The following is a 16,737-nucleotide window of genomic DNA, read 5'->3' on the forward strand; positions in this document are numbered from 1 at the left end:
GCCCAGGATATGGCGTCAAACCCGCCTGTGGGGAGCAAATTGACGCATCCTCGGATACCCGGGGCGGCCCGGGCGCGCAGATCCCCGTCCAGCCGGGGTCCGGCTGGTCTACCAGGTGCGCCTACCGGCCGGTCTGCCGGTCAGGCGTGCCGCGCTTCGGAATTGCGGACCCGCATCCCGAAGTACATCGCGTTGAAGCCCAGCACCATCACGAGCGCACCGCTGATCACGTGCGACCAGATCATGCCGGCGCTCGGTCCACTGACAAACACCCACGGCGAGATGATCAGCCACACACCGAATATCGGCAGTGTCCAGGTCATGCCGTGCGCGCGATCCAGCGCGAAGCTGAAACACATTGACAGGAACGCGATCGCCCCTCCGACGATCAGATCGTTGACCGTCAGCCTGTTGAAGGCGTCGTAGCCGACGATCCAGGGTGACAGCGCGACGTACATCGCCGTCAGCAACGTCAGGCCGAAGGTGACCTGCGCGGCCATCGACTCTGCAACACGGTCATAGCTCGCCCGCAGGGCCAGAATGTCCGGATGTAGATCGATCGATGAATGGACCGTACTCATTTCTTATCCTTTCCGTTACACGGCAAGGCGTTTGGGCCCTACCGCCCCCATCCATCGCTTCCCAGATTACGCCGCTACGGGCGCGATGGCGTCGGGTGCGGGCGGCCGCCGACGCCGGCCAAGTAAGGTGTTCTCAATGCGGTGGCGCAGCAACGTCCGAACGGATGAACCCACCGGCCCCCGTCAGCAACTCGGCTGGTTCGCAACGCTCTTCGCGATGGCGTTGCTGTTCCATTACTCCGACAGCCAGCCCCTCGCGGTGTTGCCGGCATTGCCGGCCGCCCTGCCCGCCCTGATATTTCCCGGCTCGGTGGCCGCAGCCGGTCTGGCCGTCGCGGCCGGCGCCACGGTGGCGGCGCTGAACCTGCCTGCGGCCGCGAACCATCTGGTGCTGAGCCTGCTGATCGCCGTCGCACTCGGTACCGCGGCATTGTGGGCACTGGCCACCCGGAACCGACCGGGTGAACCGGACAACTTCGTCGAGCGCTGGCTGGATGCCGCGCGGAGCCCCATCGGCCTTGTGTTGCTCGTGGTCTACCTGTTCACGGTCTTCGACAAGTTGAACACCGCCTACTTCACCCCGGCCACCTCGTGCGGCAGCGAGCTGTTCGGCCAGCTCATCTGGCTCAACGGCTTCGACGATGTGACACCGAGCCAGAGCGTCGGCGAGTTCGTCGGCGTCGCTGCGGTGGTGATCGAGGCCGCCATTCTCGGATTGCTGGCGGTGCCGCGGCTACGTTTCTGGGGCGTGCTGCTCGGGGTGGGCTTCCACTCGATACTGGCGATGGCCTCGTTCTACGACTTCGCCACGGTCGTCTTCGCGGTGTACGTACTGCTGGTCCCGACCGAGGTGTTCGTGACCTTGGCAGCCCGCGCTTCTGCGCTGCGCCGCGTCGCGCTCACCGGCTTCGCGGCCCATGTGCTGGTGAGTGTGCTGTCGAGTTCGGCCGACTCACCGTCGAGCCCGGTCGGCCTGCCCTGGCACACCCTGCTCGTGCTCACCTGGTTCGTCGCGGTGGTCCCGTTCATGGTCGCGCTGCTGCGCGCGTACCGCTCCGCGCAGGGGGCGGGTGTCCGCGCCCCGAATTGGCGGTTTCGTCCGCTGGTGCTGCTCATCGCCCCGCTGCTGGCGTTCGCCAACGGGGTGACGCCGTATGTGGGCCTCAAGACGGTGGCGAACTACTCGATGTTCAGCAACCTGCATACCGAGGAAGGCGCCACCAATCATCTGTTGCCCGGCGTCACGGCACTCCAGTTGGCCGACTATCAGCGCGACACCGTCACGGTGGTCGGGATGGAGTTTCCGCAGCAGTCGGCCGACCTGACATACCTTCGCCGACAGGTCCGTTGGATGTCGGAAGACCCCCCGGTCCGCATCCCCTGGCTCGAGCTGCGGCGCAGTGTGATGCTGTGGCAGGACGCAGGCATCAGTGGCGTCCGGATTGCCTATCTGCACGACGGACCGCCGCGCGTGGTGGACGATGCGACAAAGGATCCCGTGCTCGCGGCGCCGCTGCCGTGGTGGCAACGGCATCTGCTGGCCTTCCGCGCCATCGACTCGGGTTGGGGCGCCGACATCTGCCGCTGGTAGCCGCCGGACCCAGCACCGCGTAACCCAGCACCGCGAGCGTGCGGCTCTGCGGCCAACACGCCGCCCGACATCCAGCAGTTTGCGCACGTTCAGACGATGCCGAATGACGCAGAATCGCGGAGTGGACATTGCAGACCGTCTGAAACTCGAGGTACCGGTGCTTCAGGCAGGCATGGGCGGCGGCATCGCAGGAGCACCCCTGGCATCCGCGGTTTCAGCGGCAGGCGGGCTGGGCACCTTGGGGCTCGTGCCGCCGAGTCGGTTGAAGGCGGCCATCGCAAGCGTCCGCGAACAGGCGCCCGGACGTGCGGTCGCGGTCAATCTGTTGATGCCGTTCACCCGTCGCCCTCATATCGAGGTCTGCCTCGAAGCGAAGATCGACATCGCGGTGATGGCCTTCGCGATCGACCGGGCCTTGATCGAACAGCTGTCCGCAAGCGGTGTTTTCGTCATCGTGATGGTCGGCACCGAACAGCAGGCCGCGGAGTCGCTGGCCTACGGGGCCGACGGATTGATCGCGCAGGACCGTGAGGCGGGCGGGCATCTGGTCGGCACCGTGGCGCAGGCGGATTTCCTGCCAAAGGCATTGGTACTGGCGGGTTCCCGCCCGGTCTTCGCCGCAGGTGGCATCGCCACCGCAGCCGATACCCGCGCCGCGCTCACTGCCGGCGCTGCGGGCGTGGTGGCCGGCACGCGTTTCCTGCTCACCCACGAGTCCGGAGCACATCCGGTGTACCGGCAACGGATCCTCGATGCCGACCGAACGCTTGAGACGACGGTGTTCGGCCTCGCCTGGCCGGAACGGCATCGGGTGATTCCGAACGCGACAACCGATCGCTGGTGCCACCCCGACGGCAGGGCACGCCGCTTGCCGGCGGCCATCAACAAGTACAGCGCGCCACTGTCCCGAGTCCCCGACCGCGGCGACGGCGCCCTCCTGCGCCTGCAACACCCGAGACTGCCGTTCCTCACCCCGATCACCCTCACCGCCGACATGCCGGCGACGTGGGCAGACCGTGCCGCGCTCTACGCCGGTGAGACCGCGCTACGGCTCAACGAAGTCACCTCGGCAGCGCAGGCCGTGGCAGACCTCGCGCCGTGAGCTCAGCGCGCTCGGCGCACCGCGAGCGTGCGCAGAATGCCGGTGAAATACGGGGTCAGGCGACGCCGATCCGCTCCGGATCGCGGTAGCTCTCGGCCTGCGCGGCGATCACCTCGGGCGTCGGCAGCGGCTCGGCGCGGTCCAGGTACACCCCACCGGCACGGAGGGTGTCGTCGACCAGCAGCCAGATCCAGCGCACGAGGTCGGCCACCAGCCGGTCCTGTGCGGTTGAGCCCGGTTGGTCGAGCCACCGGCCGGTGGTCGATTCCACCAAGCCGACGATGGCGAACGCCAGTGGCTGCGGGTCGGTGTCCACACCGAAGGCGTTGAGGTACACCGTGAACAGCACGCCGAGCTGGGTACCGATGGTCAATCGGATGTCGGCGATGGCGTCGGGCGCCGAGCCGTCCTCGCCGAGCGAACACCGGGCCAGATAGCGGTACAGGTTGCGGTGCTCGACGAGGAACCCGACGTGGGCGCCGACGCTGGCCTCGATGATCTGGGCCATCGATCCGTGAGGTGTCCACAGCGGGGCGAGTTCGGTGTTGAGCATCTCCGCGGCGCGCTGCGCGATCGCGCGTTGCAGGTCGGCCGCGCCGGCGAAATGTCGGTAGAGCTTCGTGCGGGTGACGCCGACGTGCGCGGCGATCTGCTCGGTCGACGCCTGCGGGCCGTGCTCGGCGATCGCCGACAATGCGGCGTCGACGAACTCGACCCGCCGGCGTTCCCGCTGGCCGGCCCATCGACTCACCGAACCGCTGCCCTCAGTTGCCACGGCTACACCCTAGCCAATCTAGTGGTACATGACGTACCATTTCCCGAACTGGTACGTCATGTACCACTAGATCTCGAAGGGAACGACGCAGATGGATGCGGTAATCGCACTTCGTAGAGCAGCAGGTCTGCCGGCAGTTGCCGAACCCCTGGAACCGGCCGAGGACTACGGCTTCTTCGGCCCCGGATCGGTTACCTGGAAGGTGTGGAGCTACCCCACATCACTGCTGATCGGCTTCTCGCGTGCGGTCACCATCGAGCACCTCGATCCGTTCCTGGCCGCCGCGGTGGACGCCACCGGGCAGGTCTACAGCCGCACCCGCCTGCGCTACGACCGGACCATGCAGTACTTCGCCCTGGCGGCCTTCGGCGACGCCAAGTCCGTCCTCGACGCGGCCGAGATCCTGGTCAAGATCCACTCCAAGGCCATCGGCACCGAGCCCATCACCAAGCGTCCGTTCGACGCCAACGATCCGCATTCGCAGTTGTGGATCCACCTGACCGCGTGGCACTCGATCCTCTACAGCTACGAGATGTTCGGCCCCGGCAAGCTGTCGGCCGAAGAGGAGAGCCGGTACTGGGAGGAATGCGCGCGGGCAGCGGAGTTCCAGACCATCAATCCCGACGACGTGCCGCGCACCCGCGAGGGCATCCGCGAGTACTTCGAGAGCTTCCGGGCCGACCTGGTCGGCTCCGAGGTGGCCCAGCGGATGATGGATTACCTGGTCGATCTGGGCTACCACATCCTGCCCGAGCGGATGCCGCGCTGGATGCGCAAGGCGTTCAACATCCCGATGCGCGCCGCCATCATCGCCACCATGCCGCAGTGGATGCGCCTGCTCGGCGGCATCCCGCAGCGCCGGTACGCCGACATCGCGGCGCGCGCGGTGGTCCGCCCCTTCCTGCGGGTCATCGCCGCCTATCCGCGCCTGGAGCTGGCAGTCCTGGACCTGACCACGCCGAACACCACGCCCATCGTCGGCCCCACCCTGGTGGACATCCCGGCCAGGAACACGGTCACCTACACGCCCGCCGAGGCTCGGGCGAAGTGGGGCAAGCAGACCCCGTTCGAGCAGTACAGTCAGATCGTGGCCAAGCGAGAGATCGGACAGGGTCCGACCCCCTACGCCCACAACCACCACGACGCATTGGTCCGATTCGACAAGAGCGTGAGCTGAGATGACCGAAACGCAGATCGACGAGGCCCTCGAGGAACTCGTCGAAGGTGAAAAGACCTGGGCCTCCCTGTCATTGGCGGCCCGACGCGGATTACTCGACGAGGTGCGCGCACTGACTGCGCGGCACGCCGCCGAGTGGGTGGACGCCGCCGTCGGGATCAAACAACTCGACCCGTCCTCGCCGCTGGTCGGCGAGGAATGGATGTCCGGTCCGTACTCACTGGCGGCCGGGCTGGGCGCGCTGTCGGAGAGCCTGGCCAAGCTCGAAGCGGGCCGCAGCCCGCTCGACGGCGCCGAGTTCGGTTACGCCCCCGGCGGCCGCACGACGGTAAAGGCCTTACCGCTCAACACCTTCGACCAGCTACTGCTGTCCGGGTTCAGCGCCGAGGTGTGGCTGCAGCCCGGAATCGAGAAAGCCGACGCAATACGGTCGGCCGGTCTGGCCCAACGCGACCCGTCCCGCACCAACGGCGTGGGCGCGGTACTGGGCGCGGGCAACATCTTCTCGATCGCCCCGCTGGACACCATCTACGAGCTGTACGCCAACAACCGGGTGGTGGCCCTCAAGCTCAACCCGATCACCGATCCACTGCTACCCGTGCTGACCAAGGTGCTGGCCCCGTTCATCGCCGTCGGCGCGGTGCGCATCCTGACCGGCGGCGCCGAGGCCGGGACATACCTGGTGCGGCACAAGCTGGTCGACCACGTGCACATGACCGGTAGCGCCCTGACCTACGACGCCATCGTGTTCGGTACCGGGGAAGAGGGCGCCCGACGCAAGGCTGCTGACGAGCCGGTGCTCGACAAGGAGATGACCGCCGAGCTCGGCGGGGTGTCACCGACGATCGTGCTGCCCGGCACCTGGAGCAAGGCCGATATCGAGTTCCAGGCCAATCACGTTGCCACACAACGACTCCACAACAACGGCTACAACTGCGTGGCCGCGCAGGTGGTGGTGCTGCCCAAGCGATGGGCGCAGCGCGACGAGTTCATCGCCGCCATCCGCAAGGCCGTCAACGACGCCCCGGCGCGGGCCGCCTACTACCCCGGTTCCGACGTCAGGGTCGCGAGCGCCGACACGTCGTATCCGGACGCACAGCACCTGGGATCCAACGGGGCCCGGGTCCTGGTGGTCGATCCGGCTGACCGCGAAGCGTTGTTGTGCACCGAATACTTCGGTCCGGTACTCGGTGTGATCGAGCTCGACACGGAAGACGACAGTTCCGGTGAACGATTTTTCGAGGAGGCCGTGCGCGTCGCCAACCACGAGTTCGTCGGCACCCTCGGGGTCAACATCATCGCCCACCCGAGCACCATCGCGGGCCTCGGCGACAAGTTCGACCACCTCGTCGAGCAGCTGCGCTACGGCACCATCGCGATCAACGCCTGGACCGGCGTCGGCTACCTGACGCCGACCGCCACCTGGGGAGCCTTCCCGGGACACAAGCGCAACGACATCCAGAGCGGAACCGGCGTGGTGCACAACGCTTTTCTGCTCGACCGCCCGGAACGCACAGTGGTCCGGGGCCCGTTCCGGCCCGCGCCGCGTTCGGTGTTCGGCGGCGAGTGGTCGCTGTCGCCGAAGCCGCCGTGGTTCGTCAACAACCGCACCGCGGCGACGACGGGCCGACTGCTGGTGGACTTCGCAGCGGCGCCGGGTTGGGGCAAGATGCCCGCGATCTTCGCGTCGGCGCTGCGCGGTTAGGTGCGCGACTAGCCGGAGACGGCCGGCGCCACGGCGGGCAGCAACCGCTGTGCGCAGTCCAACAAGACCCGGTGCAGCACCTCGTCGGAGATGTCGTTGAGCGCGGGATCGGTGGCACTGCCATAGACACCCGAGGCGAGTACCGACATGCAGATCCGGCCTGCGGCGTCGGGTTCGGGGCCCAGCAGGATCACGGTGAGCCGTTCGATCGTGTCCTGGAGTTCGGCCCGGTCCTGCACCAGAGCGTCGATCACCGGGTCGCCGTGGAACACCGCGGTCACCCGCCGGTGCCGCACGGCCATCTCGACCATCCCGCTGACGGCGGCTTCCCGTCGGGCATCGGGAGTGGACATCGCCTCGGCGATGCGGACCAGCCGGATCATGTCGTCGAAGACGGGCTGGATGACGGCGAGTGCGATCTCGTCCTTGGAATGGAACTGGTAGTAGACGGCCGCCTTGCTGACTCCGAGGCGGTCGGCGATCATCTGCAGCGACGTACCGTTGACACCGTGCTCTGCGAACAGGCTCAACGCCGCCTCGAGCACTCTCTCGCGGGCAAAGCCACGCGGCGCAACAGCCTTCGCCACACCCGTCCCTTCGTCGCGCTGAGCGTACCGAACGCGGTCTAGATCACAGCGTCAATAGCCAAACTAACTTGATTGAAGTTAGCCGACTGTATAGGTTTCACTTTACATCCGGCAAGGAATCCTGCGGGGGAGGAGTGTTGATGCCAAGTTCGTGCGTGTCACAGCCTGCAGACCTTCTCGACCGTCTCGACGCCTTTCTGATCACCGCTGCCGAAACCGGCATCGAGCAGGTGGTTTTCCTGGCCTCCGATCTGGACCCGCGTCCGTATCAGCTGCCCTGGCCCGCCGGCACCCGGGTGTACGTCGTCGACCATCCGGCGATCCTCGACGTCAAGACCGACGCCATGGCCGGCTTCGCATCCACGACCGCCGTGCACGGCGTGGCCGCCGACATCAGCGGAAACTGGCCCGCCGCGCTCTCCCGGGCGGGATTCGACGCCGACCGGAGCACCCTGTGGAGCGTGGAAGGCGTACTACCCTTCATTCCATCGGATGAGCAGCGTCGACTCATCGGCGACATCACCGTTCTGAGCGCCCCGGGCAGCCGGCTGATCTCGGAAATCTCGGTCAGTCCGTTCCGGGACGATTCCGACGGAGACGTCGCCGCCGATGTCGACGTAGAAAGATGTTGGCGGGAATCCGCCGATGCCGACATGCTCACCAAATGGCAATGGAGCTTCGCAGCTAGCCAGTACGTCACTGCGTACCTGACCTCCGAAAGGCCGACCAGCGAATATGAAGCTGTTGAGACGGTTCTGGATTCCGTTGATCATCATCGTGGTGGTGGTGGTCGGCGGGTTCACGGTGATGCGGGTGCGCACGTTCTTCGGCGCAGGCGACGGCTCCGGCCTCGCCAGCGCGAAGGTCGATGACACCAAGCCCTTCGACCCCAAAGTCGTGGTCTACGAGATCGACGGCGTCCCCGGTGCGACGGCGGACGTGAACTACCTCGATCTCGACGCCCAGCCCCAACGCATCGACGGGGTCACCCTGCCCTGGACGCTGCGCCTGGAGTCCACCGCACCGTCGGTGTTCCCCAACATCGTCGCGCAGGGCGACGGCAACACGATCAGCTGCCGCATCACCGTCGATGACGAACTCAAGGACGAGAGAACCTCCAACGGCGTGAACGCCCAGACCTTCTGCTTGGTGAAATCTGCATGAGCAATTACGACACCCCGACCGACTCGATCCCGGTCAGCGGTCCACAGCACGCCCAGCCCGCCGAGCACGGCGGGATCGCCAAGTGGATCCGGCGACTGGCCATACCGATCATCCTCGGCTGGATCGCCGTCATCGCTCTCCTCAACGTGATCGTTCCCCAGCTCGAAGAGGTGGGGAAGATGCGGTCGGTGTCGATGACGCCGGACGACGCGCCGTCGATGATCGCGATGAAGCGTGTCGGCGAGGTGTTCCAGGAGTTCAAGTCCAACAGCTCGGTCATGGTCGTGCTCGAGGGCGACAAGCCGCTGGGCGACGAGGCACACAAGTACTACGACGAGATCGTCGCCAAGCTTGAGGCCGACAAGAAGCACATCGAGCACGTTCAGGATTTCTGGGGCGACCCGCTGACCGCATCGGGTGCCCAGAGCTCCGACGGCCTGGCCGCGTACGTGCAGGTCTACACCGCCGGTAACCAGGGCGAGGCGCTGGCCAACGAATCGGTGGAGGCCACCGAACACATCGTCCAGAGCGTCACGGCACCGCCCGGCGTCAAGGCATACGTGACCGGCCCGGCGGCGATGGCGGCCGATCAGGAGATCGCCGGTAACCGCAGCCTCGAGATGATCACCGCCCTGACCTTCGTGGTCATCATCATCATGCTGCTGTCGGTCTACCGCTCCGTCGTGACGGTGCTGCTCACCCTGGTCATGGTGATGCTGTCCCTGTCGGCTGCCCGCGGTCTGGTCGCCTTCCTGGGCTACTACAACATCATCGGGCTCTCGACGTTCGCCACGAACCTGTTGGTGATGCTGGCCATCGCCGCCTCAACGGACTACGCGATCTTCCTGATAGGTCGATATCAAGAGGCCCGAAGTGTCGGCGAAGACCGAGAACAGGCCTACTACACCATGTTCCACGGCACCGCCCACGTCATCCTGGGTTCGGGCCTGACCATCGCCGGCGCCACGTTCTGTCTGCACTTCACGCGCCTGCCCTACTTCCAGTCGCTGGGTATCCCGCTTGCCATCGGCATGGTCATGGTGGTGCTCGTCGCGCTCACCCTGGGCTCGGCGACCATCGCGGTGGCCACCAAGTTCGGCAAGACGCTGGAGCCCAAGCGGGCCATGCGCACCCGCGGGTGGCGCAAGATCGGTGCGGCCGTGGTGCGCTGGCCGGGGCCGATCCTGATCGCCACGATCGCGCTCGCACTGATCGGTCTGCTCGCGCTGCCGGGCTACAAGACCAACTACAACGACCGCAAGTACCTCCCGGCGGATCTACCGGCCAACACCGGGTACGCCGCGGCCGACCGTCACTTCTCGCAAGCCCGGATGAACCCCGAGTTGCTGCTCATCGAAAGCGATCACGATCTGCGCAACTCGGCGGACTTCCTGGTGATCGAGCGGATCGCCAAACGCATTGTCGGCGTGCCGGGCGTCTCCCGGGTCCAGGCCATCACGCGCCCGCAGGGAACGCCGATCGAGCACACCTCGATCCCGTTCAACATCAGCATGCAGGGCACGACCCAGACGATGAACCAGAAGTACATGCAGGACCGCATGAAGGACATGCTCAAGCAGGCCGACGAAATGCAGGTCACCGTCGACACGATGACCAAGATGATCGCGCTCATGGAACAGATGCGCGACGTCATGGGCAGCATGGTCGGCAAGATGCACGGAATGGTCGACGACATCAAGGAATTGCGCGACCACATCTCGGATTTCGACGATTTCTTCCGGCCGATCCGCAACTACCTGTACTGGGAACCGCACTGCTACGACATCCCGATGTGCTGGTCGATCCGGTCGGTGTTCGACACCCTCGACGGCGTCGACACCATGACAGCGGATTTCGAGCAGATCGTCCCTGACATGGACAAGATGAACGCACTGATCCCGGTGATGATCGCGAACATGCAGCCGATGATCACGACCATGAAGACGATGAAGACCATGATGCTGACCATGCAGGCCACCCAGGGCGGCATGCAGGATCAGATGGCGGCCATGCAGGACAATTCCACCGCCATGGGTCAGGCCTTCGACACCGCCAAGAACGACGACTCGTTCTATCTGCCGCCGGAAACCTTCGACAATCCGGACTTCAAGCGCGGCATGAAGATGTTCCTGTCCCCCGACGGGCACGCGGTGCGGTTCATCATCAGCCATGAGGGCGATCCGATGAGCCCCGAAGGGGTCGCTCACGTCGAACCCATCAAGCTGGCCGCCAAGGAGGCCATCAAGGGGACCCCGCTGGAGGGCTCCAAGATCTACCTCGGCGGCACCGCGGCCATGTTCAAGGACATGCAGGAAGGCGCCAACTACGACCTGCTGATCGCCGGAATCGCCTCGCTGTGCCTGATTTTCATCATCATGCTGATCCTCACGCGAAGCGTGGTGGCCGCCGCGGTCATCGTCGGCACCGTGGTGCTGTCCCTCGGCGCCTCATTCGGCCTGTCGGTGCTCATCTGGCAGCACCTGATCGGGCTGGAGCTGCACTGGATGGTGCTGGCCATGTCGGTGATCATCCTGTTGGCCGTCGGTGCGGACTACAACCTGCTGCTGGTCTCCCGGTTCAAAGAGGAGATACATGCCGGGTTGAACACCGGCATCATCCGCGCCATGGGCGGTACCGGGTCGGTGGTCACCTCGGCGGGTCTGGTGTTCGCGTTCACCATGATGTCGATGGCGGTCAGCGAACTGGCCGTGATCGGTCAGGTCGGCACCACGATCGGTCTGGGTCTGCTGTTCGACACCCTGGTCATCCGCTCGTTCATGACCCCCTCGATCGCAGCGCTGATGGGCAAGTGGTTCTGGTGGCCGCAGATGGTGCGTCAGCGGCCCAAGCCCGAGCCGTGGCCGAAGTCGATCCAGCGCGAGCCGCAGGACTCGTTGGCCTAGCCCCTCAACTCATCCCCGCGAGACCTATCTCCGCGAGCGACCGTGTTTGTACGCCGACACACCGTGATCTGCGTACAAACACGGTCGCTCGCGGTGCAGGACGGGCCTGCGGCACAGCGGATTACCTGACGAGCGCGACGGCGAAGCCATCCCAGCCCTTGGTTCCCACGGTTTGAATGGCGGCGGTGTCCAACCCTGGATGGCCGCCCATCATCTCCAGCATGTCGCGCACGGCCTGCGCCTGTGCGTCGTCGGCCGCCGGCGCGAGTACCCGACCGAACCGGGTGACGTTGTCCACCACGATGATCGAGCCCGGGTGGCCCAGTCTGATCGCCCACTCGACGTAGCGAACGTTGTTCTCCTTGTCGGCGTCGATGAAGACGAGGTCGAACACGTCACCGCGTTCGGCCAGCCGCGGCAGCGTGTCCAGCGCGGCCCCGACGATCACCTCGATGCGGTCGGCGACACCGGCCCGCTGGAAATTGGCCTGCGCGACCTCGGCATGACGTGGCTCGTATTCGAGCGTGACGACGCTGCCGTCCGGCCCCACCCCGCGGGCCAGGTTGATGGTGCTGTAGCCGGCCAACGTGCCGATCTCCAGCACCCGACGCGCCCCGGAGATCGTCGCGAGCAGCGACAGCAGTTTGCCGTGCTGAGCCGACACCTCGATGGCCGGCATGTCGGCGGTCTGTGCGGATTGACGCGCCGCGATCAGCGCCTCGTCCTCGGTGCGCAGCACCTCGTTGAACATGGCATCGACTTCAGCGGGCTCGGTCACCTGCGCCAGGCTAACGCAGATCAGACAACGCCCTCTTTTCCGTAAACCATGCGCAGCACCAGGCCAACCTCCGGTCCCATGATCGTCGCGCACAGTTCGCAGTAGGCGGCGACGAAGGCCGGCCCGTGGGCCGGGACCGCCTGGCTCACGTGGTGGGCAAGTTCGTGCAGTACCACCAACTCTCGCAGCGCCCAGGTGTCGCGCGCGGGGACGGCGATGACGGCCTTGCCGTCGATCAGCTCGTAGTGCGCCGCGGTGGCTCCCCGCCGGGCACGGACGGTCAGCGGTTGTGCGCCGATGCGGGCGACGACGTCGTCGACGTAGCGCTGTACCGAATCGACGGATCCGAACTTCGCCTCCGGCGGCAGGGTGAGCGACGTGCCGAAGAAGTCGATGGCGCGCGAACTGTGTTGGGCCGCACGGTCGAACATGGTGCGCACGAACTGTTCGGCGGCATACACCCTGGCCCGCTGGGTGTCCTTGGCGCTCACTGCTCCAGGGCGCCGCGCGCGCCGGAGATTTCCTGGTTCGCCCCCAGACGCGCGTGCCGACCGGCGCGGTCCCCGGCCCGGCGGGCAGCCGACGAGTACCCGGCGGACGCACTCGTCGCCCGCCACGTCCCACGGGCCTGCGATGCCTCGCGGTAGAAGCCGCGTAGCTCGATATCCTTGTCTCGCAATGCGATAGCGGTCCCCGGCCGGTCGGCCTCGTCGGCCTCACGTTGGGCGTCCTCGCGGGCCTCGGTCAGGCGCTGGCCGATACGTGCGCCGAAGGCCAGCTGGAAGTTGAGCCGGGCGGTGATCGTCGAGGTCGGACGATGCGCGCCCGAGGCGATGTAGGCCTCCGACGCCTTGACCATCTGCAGCAGCAGGCTGGTGTAGAGCGCGTGGGTGGCGTCGATGTCCTCGGCGAAGCCGTAGGCGTAGACGAAGGTCGAATTGGACGCCACATCGCATTTCACGTCATTGGCCATCCCGATGACCACGAACAGCTGCACATAGGTGCGCAGCCCCTTGGTCCCGGCCGCACCGATGGTGATGGTGCGTTGCACAGGCATCTGCGCCTTGGTGCGCTCGGATGAATGTGCGCGGGCCAGGGCCAGGTCGATCGAGGTGGCGGTGGCCAGCCGCTGGGCGGCGGCCATGAACGCCTCGGCCTCGTGGAGGTTGTCGGTGCCCTCGGCCTGACGCAGCAGTGCCGCGATGCGCGCCAGCATCTTGTCGTCAGACATGCGCGATCCGCTCCGCTTCTCGCTCGTCGGTCATGGCGCGATCCTAGAAACCACCTCTGACATCACTTCCCCGCAAAGCCCCCGACCGCGTCGACCACCTGGGGCGACAACGATCCGGGCTTGCCGTAGTTGGCGATGCTGTCGGTGGGATCGTCACGCAGCACGTGATTGACGCCCTTGAGCTCGACCACCGTGAGTGCGGTGTGCTTGAGCGCGCCGATCAGCGGACGCTCGGTCTCGCAGCTGGCCTGGGCGTCGGAGTCCGAGCAGGTGAGCAGTACCGGCATGCCGTCGGGCAGCGCGGCGGCCAACTGCAGCGGGTCGATCTTGTCGGCCTCGATGATGGCGTTGAGGTTGTCCTTGTTGACGATCGCGCTCAGACCCTCGGGGAGATCGGCGGGCACGGTCCCTTTGGTGCGGATCTCGTCCACGGCGGCCAGCCAGGCGGTCAGCACCTCGGGGGTGGCCCCGGCACGAACCCGGTTCGTGATGATGTCCAGGTAGCGGCCGGACAGCGGTTGAAACAGGGCCAGCGAGTGGACCTTCGGATCAGCGGCACCGCCCAGGGTCATGGCATGGATGGCGCCCTCGCCCACCGCGTAGATCGACAGCTTGGCCGCGTCGGTGTCGGGCTGCCCGGCCAGGAAGCGCAGCGCGGCGGCCGCGCCGGAGGTGTAGACGCCGCTGACCACCTCGGTGGGTTTCTTCTCGTAGGGGCCGAGCTTGGTGGCGCCGGTGCCGATCTTGTCGTAGCGCAGGGTGGCGACGCCCTTGTCCGACAACGTTTCTGCGAGCTGGCGCATGTTACCGACGGGGCCGACGACCTTGTTGTCGCCGTTGCGGTCGGTGGGTCCGCTCTCGGAGATCAGCAGCGCGGCCGGGCCCTTCGTGCCCGCGTGCCGGTAGGTCCCGTGGGTGGTGAGTCCGTCGGCGTCGAATGTGACGTCGGTGTCGGTCCACGTCGGCTGTTGATCCCCCGACTCCTTCGCACCGCAACCCGCGACCAGCAGCACCGAAAGCAGTGCCACGACGAGCTTTCTCACAGGTGCGTCTCGATCCAGGCCGTCACGTCGTCGAGGACAAGGCCCTTCTCGGGCTCGTTGAACACCTCGTGGAACAGACCCGGGTACACCTTGAGGTGCACATCCTCGGAGGCCACACATTCGACAAGGCGGTGGCTGCCCTCGACGGGCACCAGGCTGTCCTTCTCACCGTGCACCACCAGCAGCGGCGCGGTCAGGGCCGAGGCGCGCTGCGGCATGGTCTCCCCCACGATGATCAGTGCCCGAGCGATGCCCGCGGGGACCTTGCCGTGCCACACCAACGGATCGGCCTTGTAGGCCGCCACCACCTCGGGGTCACGGGACACGGCGTTGGCGTCGAGGTTCTCCACCGGCAGCCCGGGCGCGATCTTGCCGAGCGCCTTGGCCACGACCGCCAGTACCGACGACACCGACGCCTGCGCGGCCACCGCGGGCCCGGACAGCACCATCGCGGTGTATTCGTCGGGATATTCGACGCCGTAGCTGAACACGATGCCGCCGCCCATGCTGTGCCCCAGCAGGAGGCGCGGGAGCTGCGGGTACTCGGCCGAGGCGATACCGACCAGCGTGTGGAAGTCGCCGACGTACTCGGACATGTCGCGCAGGTACACGCGCTTACCTCCGGAACGGCCGTGACCGCGGTGGTCCAGGGCGTAGACCACCAGCCCGGCCTCCCCGAACCGCTGCGCGACGTGGTGGTACCGGCCGGCGTGCTCGCCCAGGCCGTGGGAGAGGACGACGACGCCGCGCGGTGCGGTGTCTGGCGTCCATACGTCGTAGACGATGCGGACCCCGCCGACGCCGTCAAAGGTCTGTTCACTGCGGGTGCTGGTCACCCTGGCGAGCGTAGCCGCACTGGTCGGACATTTTCCGGTCGTAGTTGTCGGTGATGCTGCGTAAGCTCGCGAATGTGACGGTCCTCGCTCACCGCCTCGATGACGACAGTCCGGCCGATGCGTTCCTGGCTGATGCCCAGCGCTACCGCCGTGAGCTGCTGGCCCACTGCTACCGGATGACCGGCTCGCTTCACGATGCCGAGGATCTGGTGCAGGAAACCTACCTGCGCGCCTGGAAGGCGTACGGGGGTTTCGAGGGCAAGTCCTCGGTGCGTACCTGGTTGTATCGCATCGCCACCAATACGTGCCTGACCGCGTTGGAGGGTAGGCAACGCCGTCCCCTGCCCTCGGGCCTGGGCAATCCGAGTTCGTCGCCCACCGATGAGATCTCCGAGCACCACGAGATCCCGTGGCTGCAGCCTCTCCCCGATTCCACCGACGACCCGGCGGATCCCAGCACGATCGTGGGGACCCGGGATTCGGTGCGGCTCGCGTTCGTCGCGGCGCTGCAGCATCTGTCACCCCGCCAGCGCGCGGTGCTGGTGATGCGCGAGGTGCTGCAGTGGAAAGCCGCGGAGGTTGCCGGCGCCATCGGAACTTCGACGGCGGCGGTCAACAGCCTGTTGCAGCGCGCCCGAGCCCAGCTCGACACGGTGGGCCCCAGCCAGGACGATGCGATCGACCCGCCGGAAACCCCGCACGCACAGAACCTGCTGCGCAACTACATGGCTGCCTTCGAGGCCTACGACATCGACAAGCTCGTCGAGCTGTTCACCGCCGAGGCCATCTGGGAGATGCCGCCGTTCGACACCTGGTATCAGGGTCCGCAGGCCATCGGCGACCTGTCCCGCTACAAGTGCCCGGCCGAGAAGGCCGGGGACATGCGGTTCATCGCGACGAGCGCCAATGGCCAGCCCGCCGCGGCGATGTACCTGCTGAATGGCGAGACGGGCCGGCACGACGCCTTTCAGCTACACGTCCTCGACATCGGTCAGGGCGGCATCTCGCATGTGGTCGCGTTCATGGAGCCCTCGCTGTTCGAGAAGTTCGGGCTGCCCGCCTCACTCTGAGGCGTTAGCTGGAGGACATATTCCGCGCGGGCAAGTCGGACCCGCCCGCGCGGAAATTCACCGATGGCCCTACCTCGTCAATTGGCTACTCCGGGAGTGTCATGCGGTGACTCGGAAGACTTGGAATTCGACGACGGGTCCGGGTTGGACGCGTCCTTGTCCGACGAAGATGGTCTGGTTGACCCAGGAGTATT

General features: G+C 66.4%; 16 protein-coding genes and 1 pseudogene. 8 read left to right on the forward strand and 9 right to left on the reverse strand.

Going from position 1 to position 16,737, the window contains the following annotated elements:
- Positions 1-140: 140 nt before the first annotated feature.
- Entirely contained in the window at positions 141-581 is a 441-nt protein-coding gene (locus AB0I14_RS04925; protein WP_166907688.1) for an SPW repeat protein, read from the reverse strand.
- Between the two features lie 136 nt (positions 582-717).
- Between AB0I14_RS04925 and AB0I14_RS04930 the strand changes: the two genes are divergently transcribed.
- Positions 718-2,172 carry a hypothetical protein gene (locus tag AB0I14_RS04930; protein ID WP_358016587.1) on the forward strand — a complete coding sequence of 485 codons (1,455 nt, stop codon included), beginning with the start codon at positions 718-720 and terminating at the stop codon, positions 2,170-2,172.
- Positions 2,173-2,293: 121 nt separating this feature from the next.
- Entirely contained in the window at positions 2,294-3,274 is a 981-nt protein-coding gene (locus tag AB0I14_RS04935) for a nitronate monooxygenase (RefSeq protein WP_358016590.1), read from the forward strand.
- 55 nt (positions 3,275-3,329) lie between these two features.
- Here AB0I14_RS04935 and AB0I14_RS04940 read toward each other — a convergent pair whose 3' ends face one another.
- Complete coding sequence (locus AB0I14_RS04940; RefSeq protein WP_358016593.1) at positions 3,330-4,049, reverse strand: TetR/AcrR family transcriptional regulator; 720 nt, start codon at positions 4,047-4,049, stop codon at positions 3,330-3,332.
- 91 nt (positions 4,050-4,140) lie between these two features.
- Between AB0I14_RS04940 and AB0I14_RS04945 the strand changes: the two genes are divergently transcribed.
- Positions 4,141-5,226 carry an oxygenase MpaB family protein gene (locus tag AB0I14_RS04945; protein WP_358016596.1) on the forward strand — a complete coding sequence of 362 codons (1,086 nt, stop codon included), beginning with the start codon at positions 4,141-4,143 and terminating at the stop codon, positions 5,224-5,226.
- A 1-nt stretch (position 5,227) separates the two neighbouring features.
- Entirely contained in the window at positions 5,228-6,931 is a 1,704-nt protein-coding gene (locus AB0I14_RS04950; protein ID WP_358016599.1) for an aldehyde dehydrogenase family protein, read from the forward strand.
- An 8-nt stretch (positions 6,932-6,939) separates the two neighbouring features.
- Here the strand turns inward: AB0I14_RS04950 and AB0I14_RS04955 are convergent, their stop codons facing one another.
- Positions 6,940-7,518, reverse strand: a complete 579-nt coding sequence (locus tag AB0I14_RS04955) for a TetR/AcrR family transcriptional regulator (protein WP_358016602.1) — start codon at positions 7,516-7,518, stop codon at positions 6,940-6,942.
- 155 nt (positions 7,519-7,673) lie between these two features.
- Here AB0I14_RS04955 and AB0I14_RS04960 point away from each other — a divergent pair, with 155 nt between their 5' ends.
- The 3 genes from AB0I14_RS04960 to AB0I14_RS04970 are packed head-to-tail and all read left to right on the forward strand — an operon-like array spanning position 7,674 to position 11,585.
- Positions 7,674-8,390, forward strand: a complete 717-nt coding sequence (locus AB0I14_RS04960) for an SAM-dependent methyltransferase (RefSeq protein ID WP_358016605.1) — start codon at positions 7,674-7,676, stop codon at positions 8,388-8,390.
- Positions 8,305-8,682 carry an MmpS family transport accessory protein gene (locus AB0I14_RS04965; RefSeq protein ID WP_358016607.1) on the forward strand — a complete coding sequence of 126 codons (378 nt, stop codon included), beginning with the start codon at positions 8,305-8,307 and terminating at the stop codon, positions 8,680-8,682. Before AB0I14_RS04960 ends, AB0I14_RS04965 begins: the two co-directional genes overlap by 86 nt.
- On the forward strand, positions 8,679-11,585 hold the full coding sequence (locus AB0I14_RS04970; RefSeq protein ID WP_358016610.1) for an MMPL family transporter: 2,907 nt from the start codon (positions 8,679-8,681) through the stop codon (positions 11,583-11,585). Before AB0I14_RS04965 ends, AB0I14_RS04970 begins: the two co-directional genes overlap by 4 nt.
- 121 nt (positions 11,586-11,706) lie before the next feature.
- Here AB0I14_RS04970 and AB0I14_RS04975 read toward each other — a convergent pair whose 3' ends face one another.
- From AB0I14_RS04975 to AB0I14_RS04995, 5 genes are all read right to left on the reverse strand, one after another.
- On the reverse strand, positions 11,707-12,363 hold the full coding sequence (locus AB0I14_RS04975) for an O-methyltransferase (RefSeq protein WP_358016613.1): 657 nt from the start codon (positions 12,361-12,363) through the stop codon (positions 11,707-11,709).
- Between the two features lie 20 nt (positions 12,364-12,383).
- Positions 12,384-12,854, reverse strand: coding sequence for a TIGR04338 family metallohydrolase (locus AB0I14_RS04980; protein ID WP_358016616.1), 471 nt, complete (start codon positions 12,852-12,854; stop codon positions 12,384-12,386).
- Positions 12,851-13,594 carry a DUF2786 domain-containing protein gene (locus tag AB0I14_RS04985; protein WP_358016619.1) on the reverse strand — a complete coding sequence of 248 codons (744 nt, stop codon included), beginning with the start codon at positions 13,592-13,594 and terminating at the stop codon, positions 12,851-12,853. Before AB0I14_RS04985 ends, AB0I14_RS04980 begins: the two co-directional genes overlap by 4 nt.
- A gap of 62 nt (positions 13,595-13,656) precedes the next feature.
- On the reverse strand, positions 13,657-14,637 hold the full coding sequence (locus AB0I14_RS04990; RefSeq protein ID WP_358016622.1) for a hypothetical protein: 981 nt from the start codon (positions 14,635-14,637) through the stop codon (positions 13,657-13,659).
- Positions 14,634-15,473, reverse strand: coding sequence for a lysophospholipase (locus AB0I14_RS04995; protein WP_358016625.1), 840 nt, complete (start codon positions 15,471-15,473; stop codon positions 14,634-14,636). Before AB0I14_RS04995 ends, AB0I14_RS04990 begins: the two co-directional genes overlap by 4 nt.
- 44 nt (positions 15,474-15,517) lie before the next feature.
- On the opposite strand from AB0I14_RS04995, the gene AB0I14_RS05000 reads away from it, so the two are divergent.
- Positions 15,518-16,543 carry a sigma-70 family RNA polymerase sigma factor gene (locus AB0I14_RS05000; RefSeq protein WP_358016628.1) on the forward strand — a complete coding sequence of 342 codons (1,026 nt, stop codon included), beginning with the start codon at positions 15,518-15,520 and terminating at the stop codon, positions 16,541-16,543.
- Positions 16,544-16,642: 99 nt separating this feature from the next.
- Here the strand turns inward: AB0I14_RS05000 and AB0I14_RS05005 are convergent.
- Positions 16,643-16,737, reverse strand: a pseudogene (locus AB0I14_RS05005) (DUF3237 domain-containing protein); the annotation flags it as partial.

Origin of the sequence: Mycobacterium sp. NPDC050441 (genome assembly GCF_040655355.1) — a bacterium.
Taxonomy (GTDB): domain Bacteria; phylum Actinomycetota; class Actinomycetes; order Mycobacteriales; family Mycobacteriaceae; genus Mycobacterium.